General features: G+C 42.1%; 16 protein-coding genes and 5 pseudogenes. 13 read left to right on the forward strand and 8 right to left on the reverse strand.

The genetic code is table 11. The annotated features are described in order from the left end of the window. Positions 1–1,270 precede the first annotated feature (1,270 nt). A pseudogene (locus tag PLL47_RS11895) lies at positions 1,271–1,423 on the reverse strand (IS66 family transposase); the annotation flags it as partial. A 90-nt stretch (positions 1,424–1,513) separates the two neighbouring features. Here PLL47_RS11895 and PLL47_RS15000 point away from each other — a divergent pair. Beyond that, positions 1,514–2,144 (forward strand): annotated as a pseudogene (locus tag PLL47_RS15000) (transposase); the annotation flags it as partial. A 97-nt stretch (positions 2,145–2,241) separates the two neighbouring features. On the opposite strand, the pseudogene istB reads toward PLL47_RS15000, so the two are convergent. The 4 genes and pseudogenes from istB to PLL47_RS11920 form a co-directional block, all read right to left on the reverse strand. Next, positions 2,242–2,496, reverse strand: a pseudogene (gene istB / locus PLL47_RS11905) (IS21-like element ISMac3 family helper ATPase IstB); the annotation flags it as partial. A gap of 82 nt (positions 2,497–2,578) precedes the next feature. Then, on the reverse strand, positions 2,579–3,031 hold the full coding sequence (locus PLL47_RS11910; RefSeq protein ID WP_324446437.1) for a group II intron maturase-specific domain-containing protein: 453 nt from the start codon (positions 3,029–3,031) through the stop codon (positions 2,579–2,581). Between the two features lie 63 nt (positions 3,032–3,094). Next, positions 3,095–3,619 (reverse strand): annotated as a pseudogene (locus PLL47_RS11915) (reverse transcriptase domain-containing protein); the annotation flags it as partial. 171 nt (positions 3,620–3,790) lie between these two features. Further along, complete coding sequence (locus tag PLL47_RS11920) at positions 3,791–4,069, reverse strand: reverse transcriptase N-terminal domain-containing protein (RefSeq protein WP_324446438.1); 279 nt, start codon at positions 4,067–4,069, stop codon at positions 3,791–3,793. 702 nt (positions 4,070–4,771) lie between these two features. Between PLL47_RS11920 and PLL47_RS11925 the strand changes: the two genes are divergently transcribed. Both PLL47_RS11925 and PLL47_RS15005 read left to right on the forward strand, forming a co-directional pair. Next, positions 4,772–4,900 carry a hypothetical protein gene (locus tag PLL47_RS11925; RefSeq protein ID WP_324446423.1) on the forward strand — a complete coding sequence of 43 codons (129 nt, stop codon included), beginning with the start codon at positions 4,772–4,774 and terminating at the stop codon, positions 4,898–4,900. After that, positions 4,901–5,131, forward strand: a pseudogene (locus tag PLL47_RS15005) (IS701 family transposase); the annotation flags it as partial. A gap of 238 nt (positions 5,132–5,369) precedes the next feature. On the opposite strand, the gene PLL47_RS11930 reads toward PLL47_RS15005, so the two are convergent. Next, a complete protein-coding gene (locus PLL47_RS11930) occupies positions 5,370–6,203 on the reverse strand; it encodes an ABC transporter permease (RefSeq protein WP_324446424.1) in 834 nt (277 codons plus the stop codon). Continuing rightward, positions 6,200–7,189: an ATP-binding cassette domain-containing protein gene (locus PLL47_RS11935; RefSeq protein ID WP_324446425.1), complete on the reverse strand. Its 990-nt coding sequence runs from the start codon at positions 7,187–7,189 to the stop codon at positions 6,200–6,202. Before PLL47_RS11935 ends, PLL47_RS11930 begins: the two co-directional genes overlap by 4 nt. An 850-nt stretch (positions 7,190–8,039) precedes the next feature. On the opposite strand from PLL47_RS11935, the gene PLL47_RS11940 reads away from it, so the two are divergent. The 5 genes from PLL47_RS11940 (at position 8,040) to PLL47_RS11960 (ending at position 11,085) form a co-directional block, all read left to right on the forward strand. Beyond that, the gene (locus tag PLL47_RS11940; RefSeq protein WP_324446426.1) at positions 8,040–9,449 is read left to right on the forward strand and encodes an ammonium transporter; all 1,410 of its coding nucleotides are present in this window, start codon (positions 8,040–8,042) and stop codon (positions 9,447–9,449) included. Position 9,450: 1 nt separating this feature from the next. After that, positions 9,451–9,798, forward strand: a complete 348-nt coding sequence (locus PLL47_RS11945; protein ID WP_324446427.1) for a P-II family nitrogen regulator — start codon at positions 9,451–9,453, stop codon at positions 9,796–9,798. A gap of 252 nt (positions 9,799–10,050) precedes the next feature. Further along, a complete protein-coding gene (locus PLL47_RS11950) occupies positions 10,051–10,278 on the forward strand; it encodes an Hsp20/alpha crystallin family protein (RefSeq protein WP_324446428.1) in 228 nt (75 codons plus the stop codon). A 119-nt stretch (positions 10,279–10,397) separates the two neighbouring features. Beyond that, positions 10,398–10,706 carry an Hsp20/alpha crystallin family protein gene (locus tag PLL47_RS11955; protein WP_324446429.1) on the forward strand — a complete coding sequence of 103 codons (309 nt, stop codon included), beginning with the start codon at positions 10,398–10,400 and terminating at the stop codon, positions 10,704–10,706. 151 nt (positions 10,707–10,857) lie between these two features. Beyond that, entirely contained in the window at positions 10,858–11,085 is a 228-nt protein-coding gene (locus PLL47_RS11960; RefSeq protein WP_324446430.1) for a DUF1059 domain-containing protein, read from the forward strand. A 152-nt stretch (positions 11,086–11,237) separates the two neighbouring features. Here PLL47_RS11960 and PLL47_RS11965 read toward each other — a convergent pair whose 3' ends face one another. Continuing rightward, complete coding sequence (locus PLL47_RS11965) at positions 11,238–11,720, reverse strand: TspO/MBR family protein (protein ID WP_324446431.1); 483 nt, start codon at positions 11,718–11,720, stop codon at positions 11,238–11,240. A 342-nt stretch (positions 11,721–12,062) separates the two neighbouring features. Here PLL47_RS11965 and glnA point away from each other — a divergent pair, with 342 nt between their 5' ends. The 5 genes from glnA to PLL47_RS11990 all read left to right on the forward strand — a co-directional run bounded on the left by glnA (position 12,063) and on the right by PLL47_RS11990 (position 18,557). After that, positions 12,063–13,406 (forward strand): type I glutamate--ammonia ligase, encoded by a 1,344-nt coding sequence (gene glnA, locus PLL47_RS11970; RefSeq protein WP_324446432.1) that lies wholly within the window; start codon positions 12,063–12,065, stop codon positions 13,404–13,406. Positions 13,407–14,206: 800 nt separating this feature from the next. Then, the gene (locus PLL47_RS11975) at positions 14,207–15,259 is read left to right on the forward strand and encodes a class II glutamine amidotransferase (protein ID WP_324446433.1); all 1,053 of its coding nucleotides are present in this window, start codon (positions 14,207–14,209) and stop codon (positions 15,257–15,259) included. Continuing rightward, on the forward strand, positions 15,256–16,767 hold the full coding sequence (locus PLL47_RS11980) for a glutamate synthase-related protein (protein WP_324446434.1): 1,512 nt from the start codon (positions 15,256–15,258) through the stop codon (positions 16,765–16,767). The genes PLL47_RS11975 and PLL47_RS11980 overlap by 4 nt, the downstream gene beginning before the upstream one ends. 2 nt (positions 16,768–16,769) lie before the next feature. Then, the gene (locus PLL47_RS11985) at positions 16,770–17,513 is read left to right on the forward strand and encodes a GltB/FmdC/FwdC-like GXGXG domain-containing protein (protein ID WP_324446435.1); all 744 of its coding nucleotides are present in this window, start codon (positions 16,770–16,772) and stop codon (positions 17,511–17,513) included. A 6-nt stretch (positions 17,514–17,519) separates the two neighbouring features. After that, positions 17,520–18,557 carry a Coenzyme F420 hydrogenase/dehydrogenase, beta subunit C-terminal domain gene (locus tag PLL47_RS11990; protein WP_324446436.1) on the forward strand — a complete coding sequence of 346 codons (1,038 nt, stop codon included), beginning with the start codon at positions 17,520–17,522 and terminating at the stop codon, positions 18,555–18,557. The last annotated feature ends 192 nt before the right edge of the window (positions 18,558–18,749 follow it).

Consider the following 18,749-nt stretch of genomic DNA (forward strand, 5'->3'; position numbering starts at 1 on the left):
ATGAAAAACACTATTGCAAGAGGAAAAGAAGGTCTTAACCGATGACCAATGATAAGGGTTTGATTTTAGCCCAGAATTCATCAGAAATCTCGTAGTCATGTCCGTTTTTTCGTGGTGTCACTGCTCAATATTACCCGAAAATCTAGTGTCACGGCAATTTAATTCTTACACATATTCTTTGGCAGTTTCCTGTCAGTGCATAAGGATTCTGAGCTTAATATTGGGTAATAACTAAACGTTCTTGACACTAGTTATTCTACTTTTCGGATAGACTCTTAATGAAACATTCTGTATCTAAAAACTCAGAAACTATTATTTGTAAGGAGCAATTGTTCTTTACATAATATATAAATTCATAATATACCTGTATATTGATATCCATTAAAGGTTTAAAATTGGAACTCTTTGTCTTAAAAAGAAAAACACACCTAAAGTTTAGCAATAAACCTGATGAAAAGATTCTAGCTATTGAGCATAAAAATCTTGAGACTCTTAAGCCTTTAACAAGGATCTTTACACCTGTCTGATGTTAGCAGGAGTTCCAGAATAAATTTCATGGGTATAAAGTACAACAAGGAGGGTTGGCGAAAAACTGAGATGTTACCGCAAAATTGGTCAGTGTCAGTCTAAGAGCTATCTCGAAACTGTAATTTACGACTTTAAATATTGAATTTGGAGAATCAATAAAGTTTCGGATAATGAAAAAATAACCCTGGAAAATCATAATAGTTCAGAATAGATTAGGTTTGGGATTAGCTCTTAAGGGAAATGATTTTAAGGGAAATGACTTTAAACAAATATAGCAACATTTCAGGAGTGGAGGGAATTATAATGTTTTTCTATTTGAGCTACACAAAGATAACTCTGTATCTCGAGATAACAAAGTTAAAATTAATGCTAATTGACGGATATGGGATACTCAACCGGTAAGACGAGTATTGAATTTACTGGCAGCCTTGGAATAATGAAATACAATCTAAGGCTTGCTCAACAGCTCTGTGGAAATCATTACTGTCCATTACGATTTCATTGGTAATAGATAGTCCAGAAGAGTTGTATAAAGAAGATATAAAGCTCCAACCGGAATAAACCTACCATACATGAAATTTTTCTCCTAAGCTTGGAGAATTTTGAGCTATTGGTTTATTCCGGTTGAAGGTTGAATCTGAGGATTTTTGACAATTTACAAAAGAATCGACAATTTATAAAGGATTTAAGAAGAACGTAAGAAGATTAAAATTGGAAAATATAAAAAGTTATAAGTAACTATTCAGGGTATAGTTAACGGCGCTCCTATGAGCGCCGCACGAATACCCTCTAAAACAGGCAAATTATTCTTTTTTCCTGTAGAAATATACGTCCTGATTCTGCAGAAAGCTTGCTCTCCCATTGCTTTACTGAAAGTTCCCGATATTTTCTGCTTAGGACTTACGCACTTGAATAAACATAACCTTAATATCCTTTAAAATATATTCTCTTTTTTATATAATTTGAATTTGTTGGAGTTCTACCCATAACCCCCCCCCTAAAATGTAACGCCCTTAATTACCTCGATTTTCTTATTGCAGCCTCTACCGTTTTTAGTTGTACTGAAGCTGCTCGTTGTCACTCATCTTTAGTCAATGACCCTTCTCATGATTGTTTTACTCGGCTTCTTCAAAATCAATCTCCAGATACAGAATCTTTATGGTCTGAAGTAAGGAAATTTATTACTCCTAAAAGAGGTTTTTTGATGACGATACAGTATTGGATAAACCTTATTCTAAAAAGATAGGTTTTGTTCGGTATCAGTGGAGTGGTAAACATCATCTTACTGTAAAGGAGATAGGTCTGATTACCTTAGTTTGGACAGACGGTACTACCGTTATCCCTATCGATTTTCGAATTTATAACATAGACGAAGACGACAAAACGAAGAATGACCATTTCCTCGATCTGCTTAACAAGCTGAAGAACGTGTTTTAATCCCGAATTTGCTTTGTTTGATACATGACGCAAGTGTAAAAAACCTTAAAGAAATAAGGAAAAAAGAATGGCACTTCCTTACAAGGTTAAAAAATAATCGTTTGGTAAATCCTGACAAGAAGGGAAATGTGCCACTTGAAACAGTAGATATTCCTCCAAAAGGACTTGTAGTTCCTCTCATGTCAAGGCCGGTTTACTATTCCCCACTTTGGTCGGTTTAAATTTCCCCATGTTTTGATATAAAGTTTACTCAATTTTTCATAAACTCGTTAGAAATTACTGGAAAATATTTCCTGTTTTTATTCCCTGTTTCTTCCTTTCTTTCAGCCTGTAACTTTCCCCTTTGATATTAATCGTCGTGCTATGATGAAGAATCCTATCAAGTACAGCAGCCGCTATTACATGATCCTTGAATATCTCTCCCCATTCTCCATACGACTTATTTGATGTCAAGATCGTTGAACTCTTTTCATAACGTCTGGATATCAACTGAAATAGGCAGTGAGCTCCTTCTTCGTCAAATGGGAGATAGTTGAATAGGAAGGAAGGATTACTCGTTCCTTCCCTTCCAGGAACGAACCGTGCGATTTTCACCGCAGTTCGCTCGCGCGTTTCACAACCCACTAGGGCGGCTAAAAGCGAAAAATGAAATTCTGGTTTGAATCCACGGTGTTTGCCTCTTGATACGTTTCTTTCTTTCGAGGAAGTAGTTCCTGTCTAGGTAAGGGTTGGCATCAAGTTTGAGCATTGCATGTCGGCGGATCTTCGCATCTGAAAACTTTAGAAGTTTTGTCACCTTTGTCCGGAATACCCAGTTTCTATTACCATCTGAGTGCCAATATTTACTTGCAACCCATTTATGCCCTTTATTAGGATGTCTCCGTTTTCCCCATTGCCAAGTGACTTTCCACATATAGGCGTCAAGTTTCCTGAACGTATCATTGGCTACTATATGACGGTGATAGTTCGTCCATCCCCTAATTATCTGGTTAAGATTTTTGATGAGTTGATCTTGTGTCCATGCTTTTGCCTTCCTGACAATAGTCTTGATATTCTGGGTGATCAACTTGATTGACTTTTGGGATGGCTTAATCAGAAGTGTTCCTTTGTATTTGCGGAAGTTCCACCCAAGGAAGTCAAACCCTTCGTCAATGTGAGTAATCACCGTCTTCTCAGGAGAGAGCTCAAGACCCCTGATTGCCAGGAATTCCCGGATGGTTTCGCGCACTTCTTCTGCTATCTTTCTTGATGGAGCAGTGACCAGAAAGTCATCTGCATAGCGAATGAAATGTACTTTCTTCCTTGGGAAACGTCCAACGAGGATCTTTTCTATCCCATCCAATGTCATATTGGCGAGGATGGGAGAGATAATGCCCCCTTGAGGCGTGCCTTTATCAATAGGGTAGAGTGTCTCATCAAAAATGAAACCGGATTTCAGGAATTGGGTCAGGATTAACCTGTCTATTGGAATATTCTTCTTGAGCCATGCATGAGCAATGTTATCGAAGCATCCTTTGATGTCCCCTTCCAGGATCCACTGGCTTGACGTCTCTTTCCTAAGGCATATGAATGCATATGCTGATGCATCCTGTGCGCACTTAAAAAGTCGAAACCCGAAAGATCGGGTGTCTCCAGTAGTTTCCGCTATAGGCTGAAGAGCTAAAGCGTAGAGTGCCTACATAGCTCGATCTTTCATGGTTGGGATAGAGATAGGACGTTTTGTGTCTTTTCCTGGTTTAGGGATATAGATACGACGTAATGGGTGTGCGCGATATTGGCGGTCGGTGAGATTGAGTGCTGCCTGCATCTTGTCCGATGCAGTTTTCTAGAGTTTACCGTCGACACCTGCGGTTCGTTTCCCACGATTTTGTGTAACAATCCTTACTGCTAGTAGTTTAGCAGAGTGGGAATGAGTAAGCAGATATGTGAGTCTTTTAACCAGATTCCAATTTTCCTCTTGTGTTGCCTTTGCAATCCGGGTCTGTAGCCTGTTAACTCGAGATTTAACTTCGTCCCAGTCGATAGAATTCCATTGACGGGCAAGTTCCCGGTCAGTACGTTTCTCGCCATCAGGCGTAGTTGAATTTCGTACTTTAATTGGTATACCTCCCTTCTTTGCTGTGAAACACCTGTTTCAAGTTAGCGCCTTTTCAGGCTGAGGCATAAGCCTCTATCTTGTCCATTACAGACAGGCGTTTGCTTTTTGAAACATCCTCTCCCGTCTACACCATTTGTCAGTCTCGCGACTTCCATACCTTTTTTTTTCAAGGAACGCATACGGGTTACCAAGTTCCATATAGGGGATACTTTTTTTTCCTTTGACGCTGTAGGAGTCATCTTTGGACCGAGAGCCATAGTGTCCGTTTACCATTCTGTATAGGATTCAGTATGGTCAGGCTCTGCACCTTTTGGTTCAGGTGTTATCACCCTGTTTTCACTTGTTCATCATGACGATCCTTTCGATGATTCAGCGTTTGCTTCTCCATGGCGGCTTTTTCCCTAGCAGATTGTATAGATCAGGGTTCTATTCCTCTCCGCATTGTCCTGTAGGCTTCACACCTTCCCGTTAAACAGAAACGCATGCTACAGTGGGGACACCCTAAACGGATAGGGGACGGATTAACCCGTAATCTCAGATACCGCTTCTTGTCGCACGATTTCACTTATGCTAAAGACTCGTTAATATAAATCTCGTATCAATAGCCATTCCTCCATTTTCAACATTATTTAGGATCCTCAAGTTTTTCTCAAGGATTGGAAATCAGGGAATTTTAATCCGGCTAAAATGAGGAATTATTCACCGGCCTTGACACTCAAAGCATATGGATTTGTAAAGGTGTTTCGGATTGTTTCAAAAGATGGAGACACGCAACACTGGGTTACAGATGTGCAGGATATGGAGGAATCAAAACGTGAAGATTTGACAAAGAAATAATGGAAAATTGAAGAATATCATAGAGGGATAAAACAGTTCTGTGGTGTCGAAAAATGTCAGGCAAGAAAGGAAGAGTCACAAAGAGCACATATAATGTTCTCATTAAGAGCTTTTCTCAGATTAGAATTACAAAGAATCAAAAATGGAATATCATGGTTCGAAAGTGCTATGAAAATTAGGAGAGTGGCAGTGACGGCATATTTAAAGAATCCTCTATACACATTAAATTAAGTCGTAAATTGGAGGAGTGGAAAAAAGATATGCAGAGAACTAACTACGTAACTCCTAGAGAAAATATGAAGACCAGAAAATAATAAAAAGTCTCAAATTCATAGGAGTTTCAGAACTACGTTCCTGATCAGAAACGCTGGTGATTGCCTCAAAACCGAGATCCAAAGAAGGAATTTTTGAGTTTTTGGATCAACTTCAACTAAAAAATAAGAGAAAGAAAGGATTTCTATCAATATGTTTATATGTCCACCTTATTGAACCTCCAGAGTGAAACGGCTAACATCGAGAGGGCGAAGAATAAAAGGCCAAGGAAAGACATGCCGATATCCATCGTAGTATAAACGTAGTGATTACCTATTACAGAGAAATTGTCCCCTAAAGCAAAATAACGGATTCCATTTGCCAGAAGGGTTAGCGGATTAAACATTGAAAGAAACTTTAGAAAAGCTGGAAAAGCATCAATTGGATATAGGGCATTGCTTACAAAGAATATGGGCATGCTGAGCAGAGTAAGAATTGACTGCATTCCCTCCGGCTTCTCTATGGTTATAGCAATAGAACCGGAGAGGAAAAGGAACCCCAAAGTGAAAAGTCCTACAAATAGAAAAATACCAGCGATTGCTATCAGAGTCTCAGTAAGTGTGTATCCCATAAAGAAATCCATTCCCAGAAGTTTCCCGAATACTATAATTATCGATGTCTGAATATATGCCTTTGTTACACCTGAAAGCCCAACCCCCAGAATGATATTAACCCTGGAAACCGGGCTTGCCAGAGTTTCCCTCAGCAGACTAAATTGTTTATCAAACATAAGAACAGTACCCCCAAATAGGCTGCTGAACAGTACATTCATGGAAATTATTCCTGCACCCATATAGGAAAGGTAATCAACAATCTGGACTCCATCAATTGGTGGAATGAGAGCAGTCAGCTGGTCAAAACTCTCTGACATTGCAAGCCCGAAAAATGCCAGCCACATTACAGGCTGAATTAACGAACTGAAGAGCATGGATTTGTACCTGAAAAACTTTACCATATCTCTCCAGTATATGGCACGGAATTCAAAGTTCATTCAGAACCCCCCATTATTTCCATTCCTTCATGTTTTTCCTGCGGTTCTCCTTCCCGTAAATCATGTCCTGTATAGTGAACAAAAACATCATCCATCGAAGGTTTCTTTATATTTATAGTTGTGATGTCTATTTCTGCCTGTCTGATCTGTTCTATAATTTGAGGAAGCACGTGAGTGACATCTTCTCCGATCATAACTCTCAGAGATTTTGTATCTTCAGTTACGTTTTTTACGGACTTGATCGCCCTTAAAATATCTACAGCAACTTTGTTATCACTGGTTTCCAGATAAATAAGGTCTTTACCAAGTTTGTTCTTCAATTCGTCTGCGGTTCCGGTTACAATTATCTTTCCGTGGTCAATAATACTAATTCTGTCACTGAGTTGATCTGCTTCTTCCATATAATGGGTAGTCAGGAATATCGTGGTCCCTGCCCTCTTAATCTCTCTTAAATATTCCCACATTCTCATTCTTGTCTGAATATCGAAACCTATTGTTGGCTCATCCAGGAAGAGAACCGCAGGCTTTGTCATCAATCCCCTTGCAAGTTCAAGCCTTCGTTTCATACCACCGCTAAGATCTTTTGCCAGAGTATCCCTTTTGTTTTCCAGTTCTGTTAGTTTTAAGAGCTCTTCAATACGCTTTTTTCTTTCATTTTTTGGCATCGAATAGATCTTACCATGATATTCCAGATTCTCACATACAGTCATTTCATAGTCGAGGCAAAGCATCTGAAAAACAATTCCTATCGATTTTCTTACAGATTTTGATTCCTTTGCCACATCATACCCATTGACTCTGGCTTCCCCTTTCTGGATCTTTCGGAGCGTCGTGAGAATATTAATCACAGTACTCTTCCCAGCTCCATTTGGACCGAGAAACGAGAATATTTCCCCCTCTTGTACTGAAAAACTGATATTATCAACGGCTTTTACAGATCCATATGAGTGCTCAAGATTATTTACTTCTATGACATTTGCCGTCACCTGTAAACCACCCCTTCCCTAATACATCAATGCGCTCCGTCACCAGATTTATCCCCAATTTCGAGTGACAAGAGATTCAGAAAATTTGTTGAAACAATTAAGTTCGGATAAATATCTAGATAGTTTTACACAAGTAGTTGTATCTCAGAACGCTTATATAATTAGGAAAGATTGATTCTAAACTAACTTCTCATAAGCTCATTCTTTTCTGGTTTCATAGATCTGGAGCCATAAAAATCCTGCTAAATACTTTCTTTTTCATTAATTCATACCCAATAACTTCCCTGGTTTGCTTTTTTCAAAAAACAGTTTTTTTCATAGCAATTACTATTAAATAGGGATTATAAATACAAAAAAGAAATCTTTATATCCAGGGTATTTATCGTGAAGTAAATTCAACTACTGAAAAAGTCCGTCTCCAGATCAAAAGATAGGTCTGAATAAGGAAATTGCGAAGAGCTTAAAAAATATTCATAATAGCTCATAATGAATACTTTAAACCTTATGGAGATCCAGAAGAGTTGTAACTGGGGACCTAATACTTTGCACATTGATCTGCTTCTTTTTTAATGTTTTTTCTATTAGCCGGTGAAATTTTGTATTATCAGCAGCCGGTTCAACTGGAGAAACACTCATGAAGAAATCTGGCAGTTAATCTTCTGTAAGTCTAAAAAATCAAATATTATTATATTTTTAAAGTTTCCCCCTAATATAGTTTTTTAAAAAATTAAAGATTTAGAGTTTTTTGACGGAAAAATAAAAAACAGAGAATTGAGCGAAAGATATAAATAATTATAAGTAGACAAGCACTTACCGGTTGCCGATAGAAGAAAAGGAGGCAAGGAACGGTATGCTAAAAAATGTACAGAAGATCGGGAAATTACTGATAGTTATTTGTATGATGTTTATATCGCTGTCCTCGCCGGCACTTGCTACAACGGTAGAGGAAAATGCACAGGCAATCGAAGGACTGCAAACGACACTTACATTCTTATGGCTGCTTATAGCAAGCGGACTGGTATTCTTTATGCACGCAGGTTTCTCTCTGGTAGAAACCGGACTTACGAGGAGTAAAAATACAGCTAATATCCTGATGAAAAACTTCATGACTGTCGTCATCGGCATCCTTGTCTACTGGGCAGTGGGCTGGGGAATTATGTATGGAGCCGATGCAGCAGGACTTATAGGAACTAACCAGTTCTTCCTGGCTGGAGCAGACAATGCGACCTGGAACAGCTGGTTCTTCCAGATGGTGTTCGCAGCCACCGGAGCTACCATAGTTTCAGGAGCTATGGCTGAGAGGACTAACTTCAAAGCTTACCTTGTTTACTGTATCCTGATGGTAGCAGTAATCTACCCCATATATGGGCACTGGGTATGGAGTGGAGCTGACATGGCCCTACTTAGCGGAGCCGAAAGCCCGATTGTAAAAGCAATCGGAGTGGCACACCATGACTTTGCAGGCTCGGGAGTTGTTCACTCAATTGGTGGGTATTCTGCCCTTGCAGGTGTGCTCCTTGTAGGTGCAAGGATAGGCAAATTTAAGGATGGAAAAGCCATACCGATTCCCGGTCATAACCTGACCATTGCCTTCCTCGGAACTTTGATCCTTGCCCTCGGGTGGCTGGGGTTCAATGGAGGGAGTACCCTTAACGCAAACGACCCATACATGAACCTTGTAGTGGTCAACACCTTTCTGGCGGGAGCCGTCGGAGCTGTTACGACCATGGCAATTACCTGGATGAAAACCGGAAAACCAGATCCATCACTCACTGCAAACGGACTTCTCGGTGGTCTTGTAGCAGTCACCGCACCCTGTGGTTCGATATCGAACTGGGGAGCCATAGCAATAGGGATCGTCGCAGGGATAATCATCTATGCAGGTGTCATGTTTAATGAAAACAATCTTAAACTGGACGACCCGGTAGGTGCAATTGCTGTACACGGATATTGCGGAACCTGGGGTTTGATCTCTGTCGGACTCTTCTCCATAGGTATTGGAAACGGCATCCTTGCAGATGCTTCGTATGCTGCTGCAGTTCCCGGACTCTTCTATGGAGGAGGGATAAGCCTGCTTCTGATCCAGCTTGTGGCAGTTGTAACAACCATGGCCTGGGGTTTTGGGCTCTCGTTCATAATCTTCAAGATCCTCGATGCCGTAATAGGGCTCAGGGTTAGCGAAGAAGAAGAAATAATGGGACTGGATATTAGTGAGCACGGAATCAGAGCTTACCCCGAATACCTGATGAGGGAGGAATAAAATGACCAGAATGTGCAAGTTAGAAGCAATCATAAAACCTCTGAAACTGCATCAGGTAAAGGATGCCCTGGAAGAAGCAGGATACCCAAGCCTGACAGTCACCGATGTCAAAGGACGTGGCCAGCAAAAAGGAATAGTGCAGCAATGGAGAGGGAAACAATACTGTGTAGACCTTCTTCCAAAAACCAAAATAGAAATAGTTTTACCGGAAGACAAAGTCGAGGAGGTCATAAAGGTAATCCAGAGCACGGCCTATACCGGAGAAATAGGGGACGGAAAAATCTTCGTAATTCCCATTGAAACCGTAGTCAGGATAAGAACTGGAGAAAGGAACGGAGATGCCCTTTAACAGGGCACCTTTTTTCTTCATTTCTCTCTGGCATGAAAGTTCTCTCAAATACTTTAATTCTCTGGGAATGTTATTCGAAGAATATCATGTGCTTTTTTTGTTTCCATAAACATAAGTTTCTATCTCGGCTGATGGTAAGAAACAGAACTATAATTTTCTGCACAAATGATTCTTCTGCTTCTCAATTGGATGAAATAAATAGAGAAGATATATATAAATATCTTAATAGGCGATTTTATTTGGGGGAATATTATGGCTGACATTTTGAGATTATCACCTGTTATTAGCGCATATCCGGACGATACACATGAAAACCTGGAAATAGAAATTATTCTTCCTGGCGTGGAAAAGAAAGATATTTCATTCAAAGTAGTGGAAGATGGCTTTTATATAAAAGCCACTAAAGAAGAGGTTGAATATGCTGACAGTTATGCGGTATGCTGTCCTATTATTCCGGAAAAAACCACAGCAGTCTATTAAATGGGGTTCTGAAAGCCACTGTGCCTTATCAACAGCCTTTTGAAAATGCCATCGAAGTGAAAATAGACTGAACGATTGTTTGAAATGCCAGATTAAAAAAATTTTCAGGAGGTATGTCAATGGAAAATCCCGTGCCTAAGATAATAAAAACCCCGATTATAGCCATGTATCATGATGATAAACATGAAAATCTTACTATAGAGATTGAACTTCCGGACGTCACAAGTGATCACATAACTCTTGTGATACACGAAAACAGTTTTTACATTAAAGCCTTCAGTGAAACTGCCGAATACCTGGGGTCTTTTTTCCTGGACGGACCAGTAGACCCGGAAAAAGCTGTTGCAGTGAACAATAATGGAATGCTCACGATAAAAGTCCCTTATAAAGGAGGCTTTGTCTGTGCAAGATATGTTCCTATAAATTAAAAAACTGGGGACAGCAAAAGAGCCGCACAAAAGAAAGAGTCCTGAAGACTTAATTTTATATCCAATCAATTTTTATTATATTTAGTTTGAATAGAAGAGATCCTATTTTAAAAAGGCTATTTTGAGAAATTATACTGTGAGAGGAGATGCTATGAAAATTGTTAAGTGCGGCGATCTGGGGTTCAAGTGTAACTTTATGGCTGCCGGTAACGAACTTGAAGAAGTAGAACAAACTATGTTTGACCATATAGATGCAGAACATAAAAAAGAGCTTGAAAAGATGTCCGAAGATGATATTCACCATCTCAGGCATCGTGTATCAACCCTTTTAGGAAGAAGCTGCGGCTGCGGAGCTCTCCATACTGATGATTCTTTTTAACTCAAAGTTTATCCGGATTCTCCGGGTATAATCTTTTTTCAGATATTTTTCATAAATGCAAGTTCAATCAATAATAGAACTTCAGAAGAGCCATCATTCTAAACTGAAAAATTCTATTTTTTATGTGGGAAACTGCTGATGGAAACATATATTCATGGATTGAGAACCCAGATCTGGTAATTAAGCAGTGCTGCAAAACTAACCCATAAGATATAAGGAATAAGAAGAAAGGATGCTGATTTTGAAATCTTCCTGAATTGCATTATCGTCAAAAGAATTGCAGCCCAGAGTATGAGAATCTCAAGAAAGGCATAATAAGGAGATTTCAGTCCGAAGAATAGCAGAGACCAGAGTGTATTAAGGCCCAGCTGCAATCCAAAAAGGAAAATTCCGGTCTTGACTTCTTTATGCTGCAGACCGTGTTCCCATACAAGGTAAAGGGATATTCCCATGAGTGTATAGAGTATGGTCCAGGCAGGGAAGAAAACCCAGGATGGAGGATTGAAAGTCGGTTTTTCAAGCAAAAAATACCAGCCTTCAAGAGAAGATGCTGTAAATATGGAACCTATTACTCCTGCAAACTGACAGATTATTACAGAGACCAGTAATCTGAACACATTAACTTTCTGAAACATATAAGACCTCAATAATATGTTAGACCTCAGAGATCATTAATTTTGGGATCGAAAAAAAGCTTTAATTTGCTATTTATGTATGTTGAAGCCTTTTTGTAAATCCTCAAGCATAAATAACCAGAATAAAAGTTTTATTGAGAAATATATCTTTTTTGGAATGAGATTTATATACAGGATATTAGAAATATATAACGGAGTGGGGATGAATCGCATAAATAATTTCAGAATCTGCGTAAGTCCTGTATGGAGTGTCTTGAGTATCTTATTTTAGAGAATGATGGAAAAATATATATATGATTAGATAGGTAAATGGTTACCTAATGCCTAGTGAGGATGAATCAAATGGTGCAGATGAAAAAGTGTACAACTAAAGAAGACGTATTAGAGGCTGTAAAAGAACGAGACGTGAAGTTTATCCGAACCCAGTTTACGGATACACTCGGCATCATCAAAAGCTGGGCAATTCCCGCAGAACTACTGGAAGAAGCCTTTGATAACGGTGTAATGTTTGACGGATCTTCAATCCAGGGATTTACAAGGATTGAAGAGTCTGATATGAAACTCATACTTGACCCTTCAACATTCAGAATCCTCCCCTGGAGGCCTGCAACAGGTGCAGTCGCCAGGATTCTCGGAGATGTATATCTTCCTGACGGAAAACCTTTCCTGGGAGATCCGAGATATGTCCTTAAGAGTGCAATAGCAGAAGCCAAAAAAATGGGCTTCTCAATGAACGTAGGACCGGAACTTGAATTTTTCCTTTTCAAGCTTGATGCAAACGGAAACCCGACAACAGAACTTACTGACCAGGGTGGATACTTCGACTTTGCACCCCTGGATCGTGCACAGGATGTCCGCAGAGACATTGACTATGCCCTTGAACATATGGGATTCCAGATCGAAGCCTCTCATCACGAAGTCGCACCATCCCAGCATGAAATCGACTTCAGGTTCGGGGACGTACTTAGCACAGCAGACAACGTAGTGACTTTCAAATATGTGGTGAAATCTATTGCCTACCATAAGGGATACTATGCAACCTTCATGCCAAAGCCCCTCTATGGTGTAAACGGATCTGGAATGCACAGCAATCAGTCCCTTTTCAAAGATGGAAAGAACGCCTTCTATGATCCAGAAACCCCGACAAAACTTTCCCAGGATGCAATGTATTACATAGGCGGACTGCTGAAGCACATAAGGGAATTTGCAGCTGTTACAAACCCGATTGTTAACTCTTATAAGAGGATCGTTCCAGGATATGAAGCACCGGTTTACATTACCTGGTCTGCACAAAACAGAAGTTCCTTGATCCGTATTCCCGCAACCAGAGGGAATGGAACAAGAATTGAACTCAGATGTCCGGACCCGGCATGCAACCCCTACCTTGCATTTGCTCTCATGCTCAGAGCTGGCCTTGATGGAATTAAAAACAAGATAGACCCCGGAGAGCCCACCAACGTAAACATATTCCACCTTACGGAAAAAGAACGTGAAGAGAGAGGCATCCGCTCTCTGCCTGCAGACCTCAAGGAAGCAATCGACGAAATGAAAGGCAGTAAATTCGTAAGAGAAGCTCTGGGAGAACATGTATTCAGCCACTACCTCTGTGCAAAAGAGATGGAATGGAACGAATACAAAGCAATAGTTCATCCCTGGGAACTTGCCAGATACCTCCCTACCCTGTAAGCATACAGGAGAACCTTAAGCTTAAAATAGCCGGAAGAATCTGCTCCAGGTTTCAAAAACGTTTGTTAAGGGATACATCTTCCGGCAGTTGTATCCCTGTTTTTTGAAAAAAAATTCTGGGAGCTTGAAAAAAGATATTTCAGGCAAAAGTTCTTTTTAATACATTTAAGAAAAAGGGACCTGAAGAGAATTTCTGTATAAAAATGCTTTCCCCGGAAAATTATAATCTCTCAATCAGATATTATCTCATTGGTTACTTTTTTGATACAATATCAGGGTAAAAAGCAGGATGTATCCTTGGAAAGAGGTTAGAACCCTGAAAGAAAGAAACAATGAATTATAGATAGACTCATAGATAGACTCCAAGAAGGTAGAAATACAGGTACAAAAAAGAAAATTGAAGGTTTAAAACGCCTTGCTTCGCGGTGTTCTGTCAGGAAGTTTCGGTTCTGGAAAAAGAAACATATATATATTGTCAAATAGGTACTAAATTACTTACTTCCCTTAGCGGCGACCCTCTCAATTTTTACAGATGATAAAAAAGCAGAGGCAGGAAAGCTATCGCATAATCAGAATAATAATATAATCAAAAGAAGATAAATTAAGTAAAGTATTCCTTAAACTTAAGAAATACAGTAGAATCTTCCCCCGAAAATCCAGTGTATCCAGCTGGCAAATTTTTTGAACTATTTCTCAAAAATGAGCCGCATAAATTTGGGGGGAATAACCGGAAACCTAAGGGAGTATTCAGAAAGTTACTCGTATCACGCTCATTTCTATCCATTTCTAGAGTGATCAAAATGTGTGGAATAATAGGCTTTATAGATCGAACAAAGTCCAGAATGGACGGGTCGAGCATAAAAGCCGCCCTCAGTCTCATGAATGAAAGAGGCAGTGGAGACGGGGCAGGCTATGCCGCATACGGGATTTACCCAGAATATGCGGACTACTATGCTCTTCATGTTTTCTTTGATAACCTGGCAGAACCGAAAAAGAAGGTTGATGAAATCCTCCAGCAGTGGGGAGAGATCGTTCACCAGGAAGAAATCCCGACTACTCCTCAGCCAGGAATAAAAAAAGTCCATATCCCCTGGAGATATTTCTTCAAACCCTCAGCAGACCTGATGGCAGGAAGAATGAATTCCGAAAATGATGTTGTCAAGTACGTAGTCATGGAAGTAAACGCCAATGTGAAAGGCGCCACAATCTTTTCCTCTGGCAAAAACATGGGAGTTTTCAAAGCTTCCGGCTGGCCTGAGGATGTAGCAAACTTCTACAGGATTGAGGATTACAAAGGCTATATATGGCTTGCTCACAACCGCTACCCGACAAACTCACCGGGCTGGTGGGGAGGGGCTCACCCCTTCAACCTGCTTAACTGGTCAGTAGTGCACAACGGAGAAATTACCTCATACGGCACAAACCAGCGCTATGTAGAAGGGTACGGATACAAATGCACTGCACTTACAGATACCGAAGTTGTAGCTTACCTTTTCGATTTGCTCGGAAGGCAGCATGAACTCTCCTATGAAATGGTTGTCCGGGCTCTTGCTCCTCCATTCTGGGATGAGATCGACCGGATGCCTGAAAAAGAAGCTGAATTGAACAAAGCAGTCCGCCTGACCTATGGCTCTGCCCTCATGAACGGACCTTTTGCAATTGTTGTCGGCACGGATGACGGCATTGTAGGCTTCACTGACAGGATTAAACTGCGTCCTCTTGTTGTAGGAGAAAACGGAAGCAAACTCTATATATCCAGTGAAGAAGCCGCAATAAGGACCCTTGACCCCGAAGTTAAGAACATCTACACTCCCAGGGCAGGAGAACCCATCATAGGGAGGTTTATCGAATGACGCTCGGAAGTGTACCCCCAAAATTTAAGGTCAGCATTGACCGCGACCAGTGCATGGACTGCGGACGCTGCATTGAAAACTGTTCCTACGGCGTATACAGAAGAGAAGGCGACAAAATCCTGATAGAATCCAGAAAATGTACTGCCTGTCTCCGCTGTGTATCCATGTGTCCGAGGGACGCAATAAGTATCACAGAAAAACCCATCGACTACCGCAGCCACCCGCTCTGGACCAGAGAAACCAGAGAAGATATTATTAATCAGGCACGCAGCGGAAAGATCATCCTTTCAGGAATGGGAAATGCAAGAGACCTTCCAATTATCTATGACCGCCTTCTGCTTGATGCCTGCCAGGTTACAAACCCGAGCATCGACCCCCTGAGAGAGCCCATGGAACTCAGGACCTATATAGGGAAAAAGCCAAAACAGCTCAAATTCAGAAAAACCGAGAGTGGAGACATAGAGCTGGACACAAAGCTTGCTCCAAACCTCAAGCTTGATACTCCTATAATGATCGGGCACATGAGTTTCGGAGCCATCAGCCTTAACTCCCAGCTCAGTATGGCAAAGGCAGTAAAAGAAGCAGGCACCTTCATGGGAACAGGAGAAGGTGGACTTCACAAGGAATTATATCCCTACCAGGACAACATGATTGTCCAGGTAGCATCAGGCCGCTTCGGTGTGAACATCGACTACCTGGAAAGAGGCGCTGCCATTGAGATCAAGATCGGGCAGGGAGCAAAGCCGGGTATAGGAGGGCACCTTCCCGGAGAAAAAGTAAACGAAGAAGTCTCAAAGACCCGTATGATTCCTCTGGGCAGTGACGCGATCAGCCCTGCTCCTCACCATGACATTTACAGTATCGAGGACCTTGTTCAGCTTATCAGAAGCCTTAAAGAGGCAACCGAATGGAAAAAGCCGGTCTTTGTGAAGATTGCAGCAGTGCACAACGTGGCTCCCATTGCCGCAGGCATTGCCAGATCCTCTGCAGACGCAGTAGTTATTGATGGGTTCCGCGGCGGTACCGGGGCAGCCCCGAAGGTCTTCAGGGACCATGTGGGAATTCCAATCGAAGCTGCAATCGCAAGCGTTGACCAGAAACTGAGAGACCAGGGAGTCAGGAACGAGATCTCCATTATTGCAAGCGGTGGAATAAGAAGCAGTGCCGACCTTGCCAAGTCCATTGCCCTTGGAGCAGATGCAGTCTACATAGGAACTGCAGCCCTTATCGCTCTGGGTTGCAGAGTCTGCGGCAACTGTTACAGAAACCTCTGCCCATGGGGTATTGCAACCCAGCGCCCGGACCTTGTGAGCAGGCTTGACCCCGAAGCCGGAGCAGCACAGGTTTCAAACCTGATACACGGCTGGACCCTGGAACTCAGCGAACTTATGGGTGCAGCAGGCATCAACAGTATTGAGAGTTTGCGTGGAAACAGGGACCGCCTTCGCGGATATATGCTGGATGAAGGAATGCTTAAAATCCTGGACGTACTGCCAGCGGGGGCCTGAACATGAAGACGGTAAGAATTGATGCCAAGTGTATGCACTACACTCCCTTAAACCAGAAAATAAGGGCTGCAGTTGCGGAAGGGGCAGAAGAGATTATACTCGATAATGTGCTCGGACAGCGCTTTATAGGAGATGGGTTAAGAGGCAATGTCCGCATCATAATCAACGGCGTCCCCGGAGGGGACCTCGGGATGTTCATGAGCGGACCTACCTGCATAGTAAACGGGAATGCCGAACATGCCCCCGGAAACACTATGGATAGAGGCATGCTCGTTATCCACGGAAGCGCAGGGGATGCAGTAGCTCACAGTATGAGGGGAGGCAAGGTCTTCATAAAGAACAACATTGGCTACCGCGGCGGAATCCACATGAAGCAGTACGAGGTTGAAGCCAGACCAGTACTTGTTGTAGGTGGGACAGCCCACTCCTTCCTGGGAGAATACATGGCAGGAGGCCTTGTGCTTGTGCTCGGCATCGGCAAAGAAAAAGCCATGACGGACAGGGGCATAGGAAGCGGGATCCATGGCGGAGAAATTATTATCCGCGGAGATGTGGATGACTACCTGCTCGGAGTCGGAGCCAAGAAATTCAAGTTTACGGAAGCCGACCTTGAACGTATAGCCCCGATCATAAAGAGCTTCTGCGAGCAGTTTGGATATGACCCCGCAGAGTTCCTGGACACAAACTATACAAGGATCGGACCTGCAAGCAGCCGGCCTTTTGCAAGCAAATACGTCTGGGAGTGATCAGAAATGGCAGAAAAGAAACCAATCAGTAAGAGTTACATTGACCTGAAATCAAAAGTCTGGGACACAGGACTTTGCTCAGGCTGCGGAGCCTGCATTGCAGTCTGCCCTGCTGACGCCCTGTACTTCGAAACAGGCGGCGATTCCACACACCCGAAGAGCAACAACTACTGTAAAGCTGCTGTTGATGATGTGCCCTGTGGAGCCTGCTATGAGGTCTGCCCGAGGCTTGATGAACAGCCTTCAAGCCTTCTAGGAGATTACCTGAAAATCACTGCCGGAAAAGCCGAGTTTGAAATTCCAAGAAAACAGAGTGGAGGAGCTGTTACTGCAATCCTCGCAAATGCTCTCGACACCGGGCTTGTGGATGCGGTTGTAACAGTCACCGAAGATCCCTGGACTCTCAAGCCGCGCTCTATGGTAATTACTAATAGTGAAGCCCTTATCAGCCAGGCAGGAAGCCGCTACAACTGGTGGGTTCCCCTTGTTTCTTCCCTTAAGGAAGCAGTTGTAAACAAGAAGTACAGGAACATTGCAGTTGTCGGAGTCCCCTGTGTGGTTCAGGCAGTCCGCAAGATGCTGGAAACCGACCACCAGCTGGTCAGCCCCTACAAGAAATCTATCCGCTTCATCATAGGGCTTTTCTGTACCGAAAACTTCGACTATGAGAAACTCATCGCAGGCAAGCTGAAAAGCGAGTACGCACTCGAGCCGATGAAGGTCTGCCGCATTGATGTTAAGGGTAAACTCGAAATCACCCTCAATGACGGAGTCCAGTACGTGATACCCCTTGCCGAACTAGAGGACACCGTCCGCCCGGGATGCAGCGTATGTACGGACTTTACCGCCCTCAAGGCCGATATATCAGCAGGCTCTGTAGGCAGTCCTGACGGCTATACTACTCTTATCGTCCGCACCCTTGTAGGACAGCACCTCCTTGAAAGCGCAGTTGCTAGCGGGAAGCTGAGCATCGGAGGCGGCGAAGTCAGCCTTGGCATTATTGAGAAACTTGCAAAGAAAAAGATGGCAAGGAAACAGGAATAAAATTGCAAGATAGAAATTGACTTACAGAAAACTTGAAAGGTGAAGCTTTGAGCTTCATCTTTATTTCATCCTTTGGCATGAAAGTACTTCCAATACTTTCATTCTTTGGGCATGTTATTGGAAGAATATCATGCACGTTTTTTATGCTCTTTTGACTTTCACATTTGTGTAATTTTGCCTGTTATTTACCAC

The sequence above is a fragment of the Methanosarcina sp. genome, assembly GCF_035390745.1.
Classification (GTDB): Archaea; Halobacteriota; Methanosarcinia; order Methanosarcinales; family Methanosarcinaceae; genus Methanosarcina.

Excerpts from the sequence above, each read along its gene's own strand:
- PLL47_RS11930 (WP_324446424.1), bottom strand. The coding sequence starts at position 6,203 with ATGAACTTTGAATTCCGTGCCATATACTGGAGAGATATGGTAAAGTTT.
- PLL47_RS11940 (WP_324446426.1), top strand. The coding sequence starts at position 8,040 with ATGCTAAAAAATGTACAGAAGATCGGGAAATTACTGATAGTTATTTGT.
- PLL47_RS11945 (WP_324446427.1), top strand. The coding sequence starts at position 9,451 with ATGACCAGAATGTGCAAGTTAGAAGCAATCATAAAACCTCTGAAACTG.
- PLL47_RS11950 (WP_324446428.1), top strand. The coding sequence starts at position 10,051 with ATGGCTGACATTTTGAGATTATCACCTGTTATTAGCGCATATCCGGAC.
- PLL47_RS11955 (WP_324446429.1), top strand. The coding sequence starts at position 10,398 with ATGGAAAATCCCGTGCCTAAGATAATAAAAACCCCGATTATAGCCATG.
- PLL47_RS11960 (WP_324446430.1), top strand. The coding sequence starts at position 10,858 with ATGAAAATTGTTAAGTGCGGCGATCTGGGGTTCAAGTGTAACTTTATG.
- PLL47_RS11965 (WP_324446431.1), bottom strand. The coding sequence starts at position 11,720 with ATGTTTCAGAAAGTTAATGTGTTCAGATTACTGGTCTCTGTAATAATC.
- glnA (WP_324446432.1), top strand. The coding sequence starts at position 12,063 with ATGGTGCAGATGAAAAAGTGTACAACTAAAGAAGACGTATTAGAGGCT.
- PLL47_RS11975 (WP_324446433.1), top strand. The coding sequence starts at position 14,207 with ATGTGTGGAATAATAGGCTTTATAGATCGAACAAAGTCCAGAATGGAC.
- PLL47_RS11980 (WP_324446434.1), top strand. The coding sequence starts at position 15,256 with ATGACGCTCGGAAGTGTACCCCCAAAATTTAAGGTCAGCATTGACCGC.
- PLL47_RS11985 (WP_324446435.1), top strand. The coding sequence starts at position 16,770 with ATGAAGACGGTAAGAATTGATGCCAAGTGTATGCACTACACTCCCTTA.
- PLL47_RS11990 (WP_324446436.1), top strand. The coding sequence starts at position 17,520 with ATGGCAGAAAAGAAACCAATCAGTAAGAGTTACATTGACCTGAAATCA.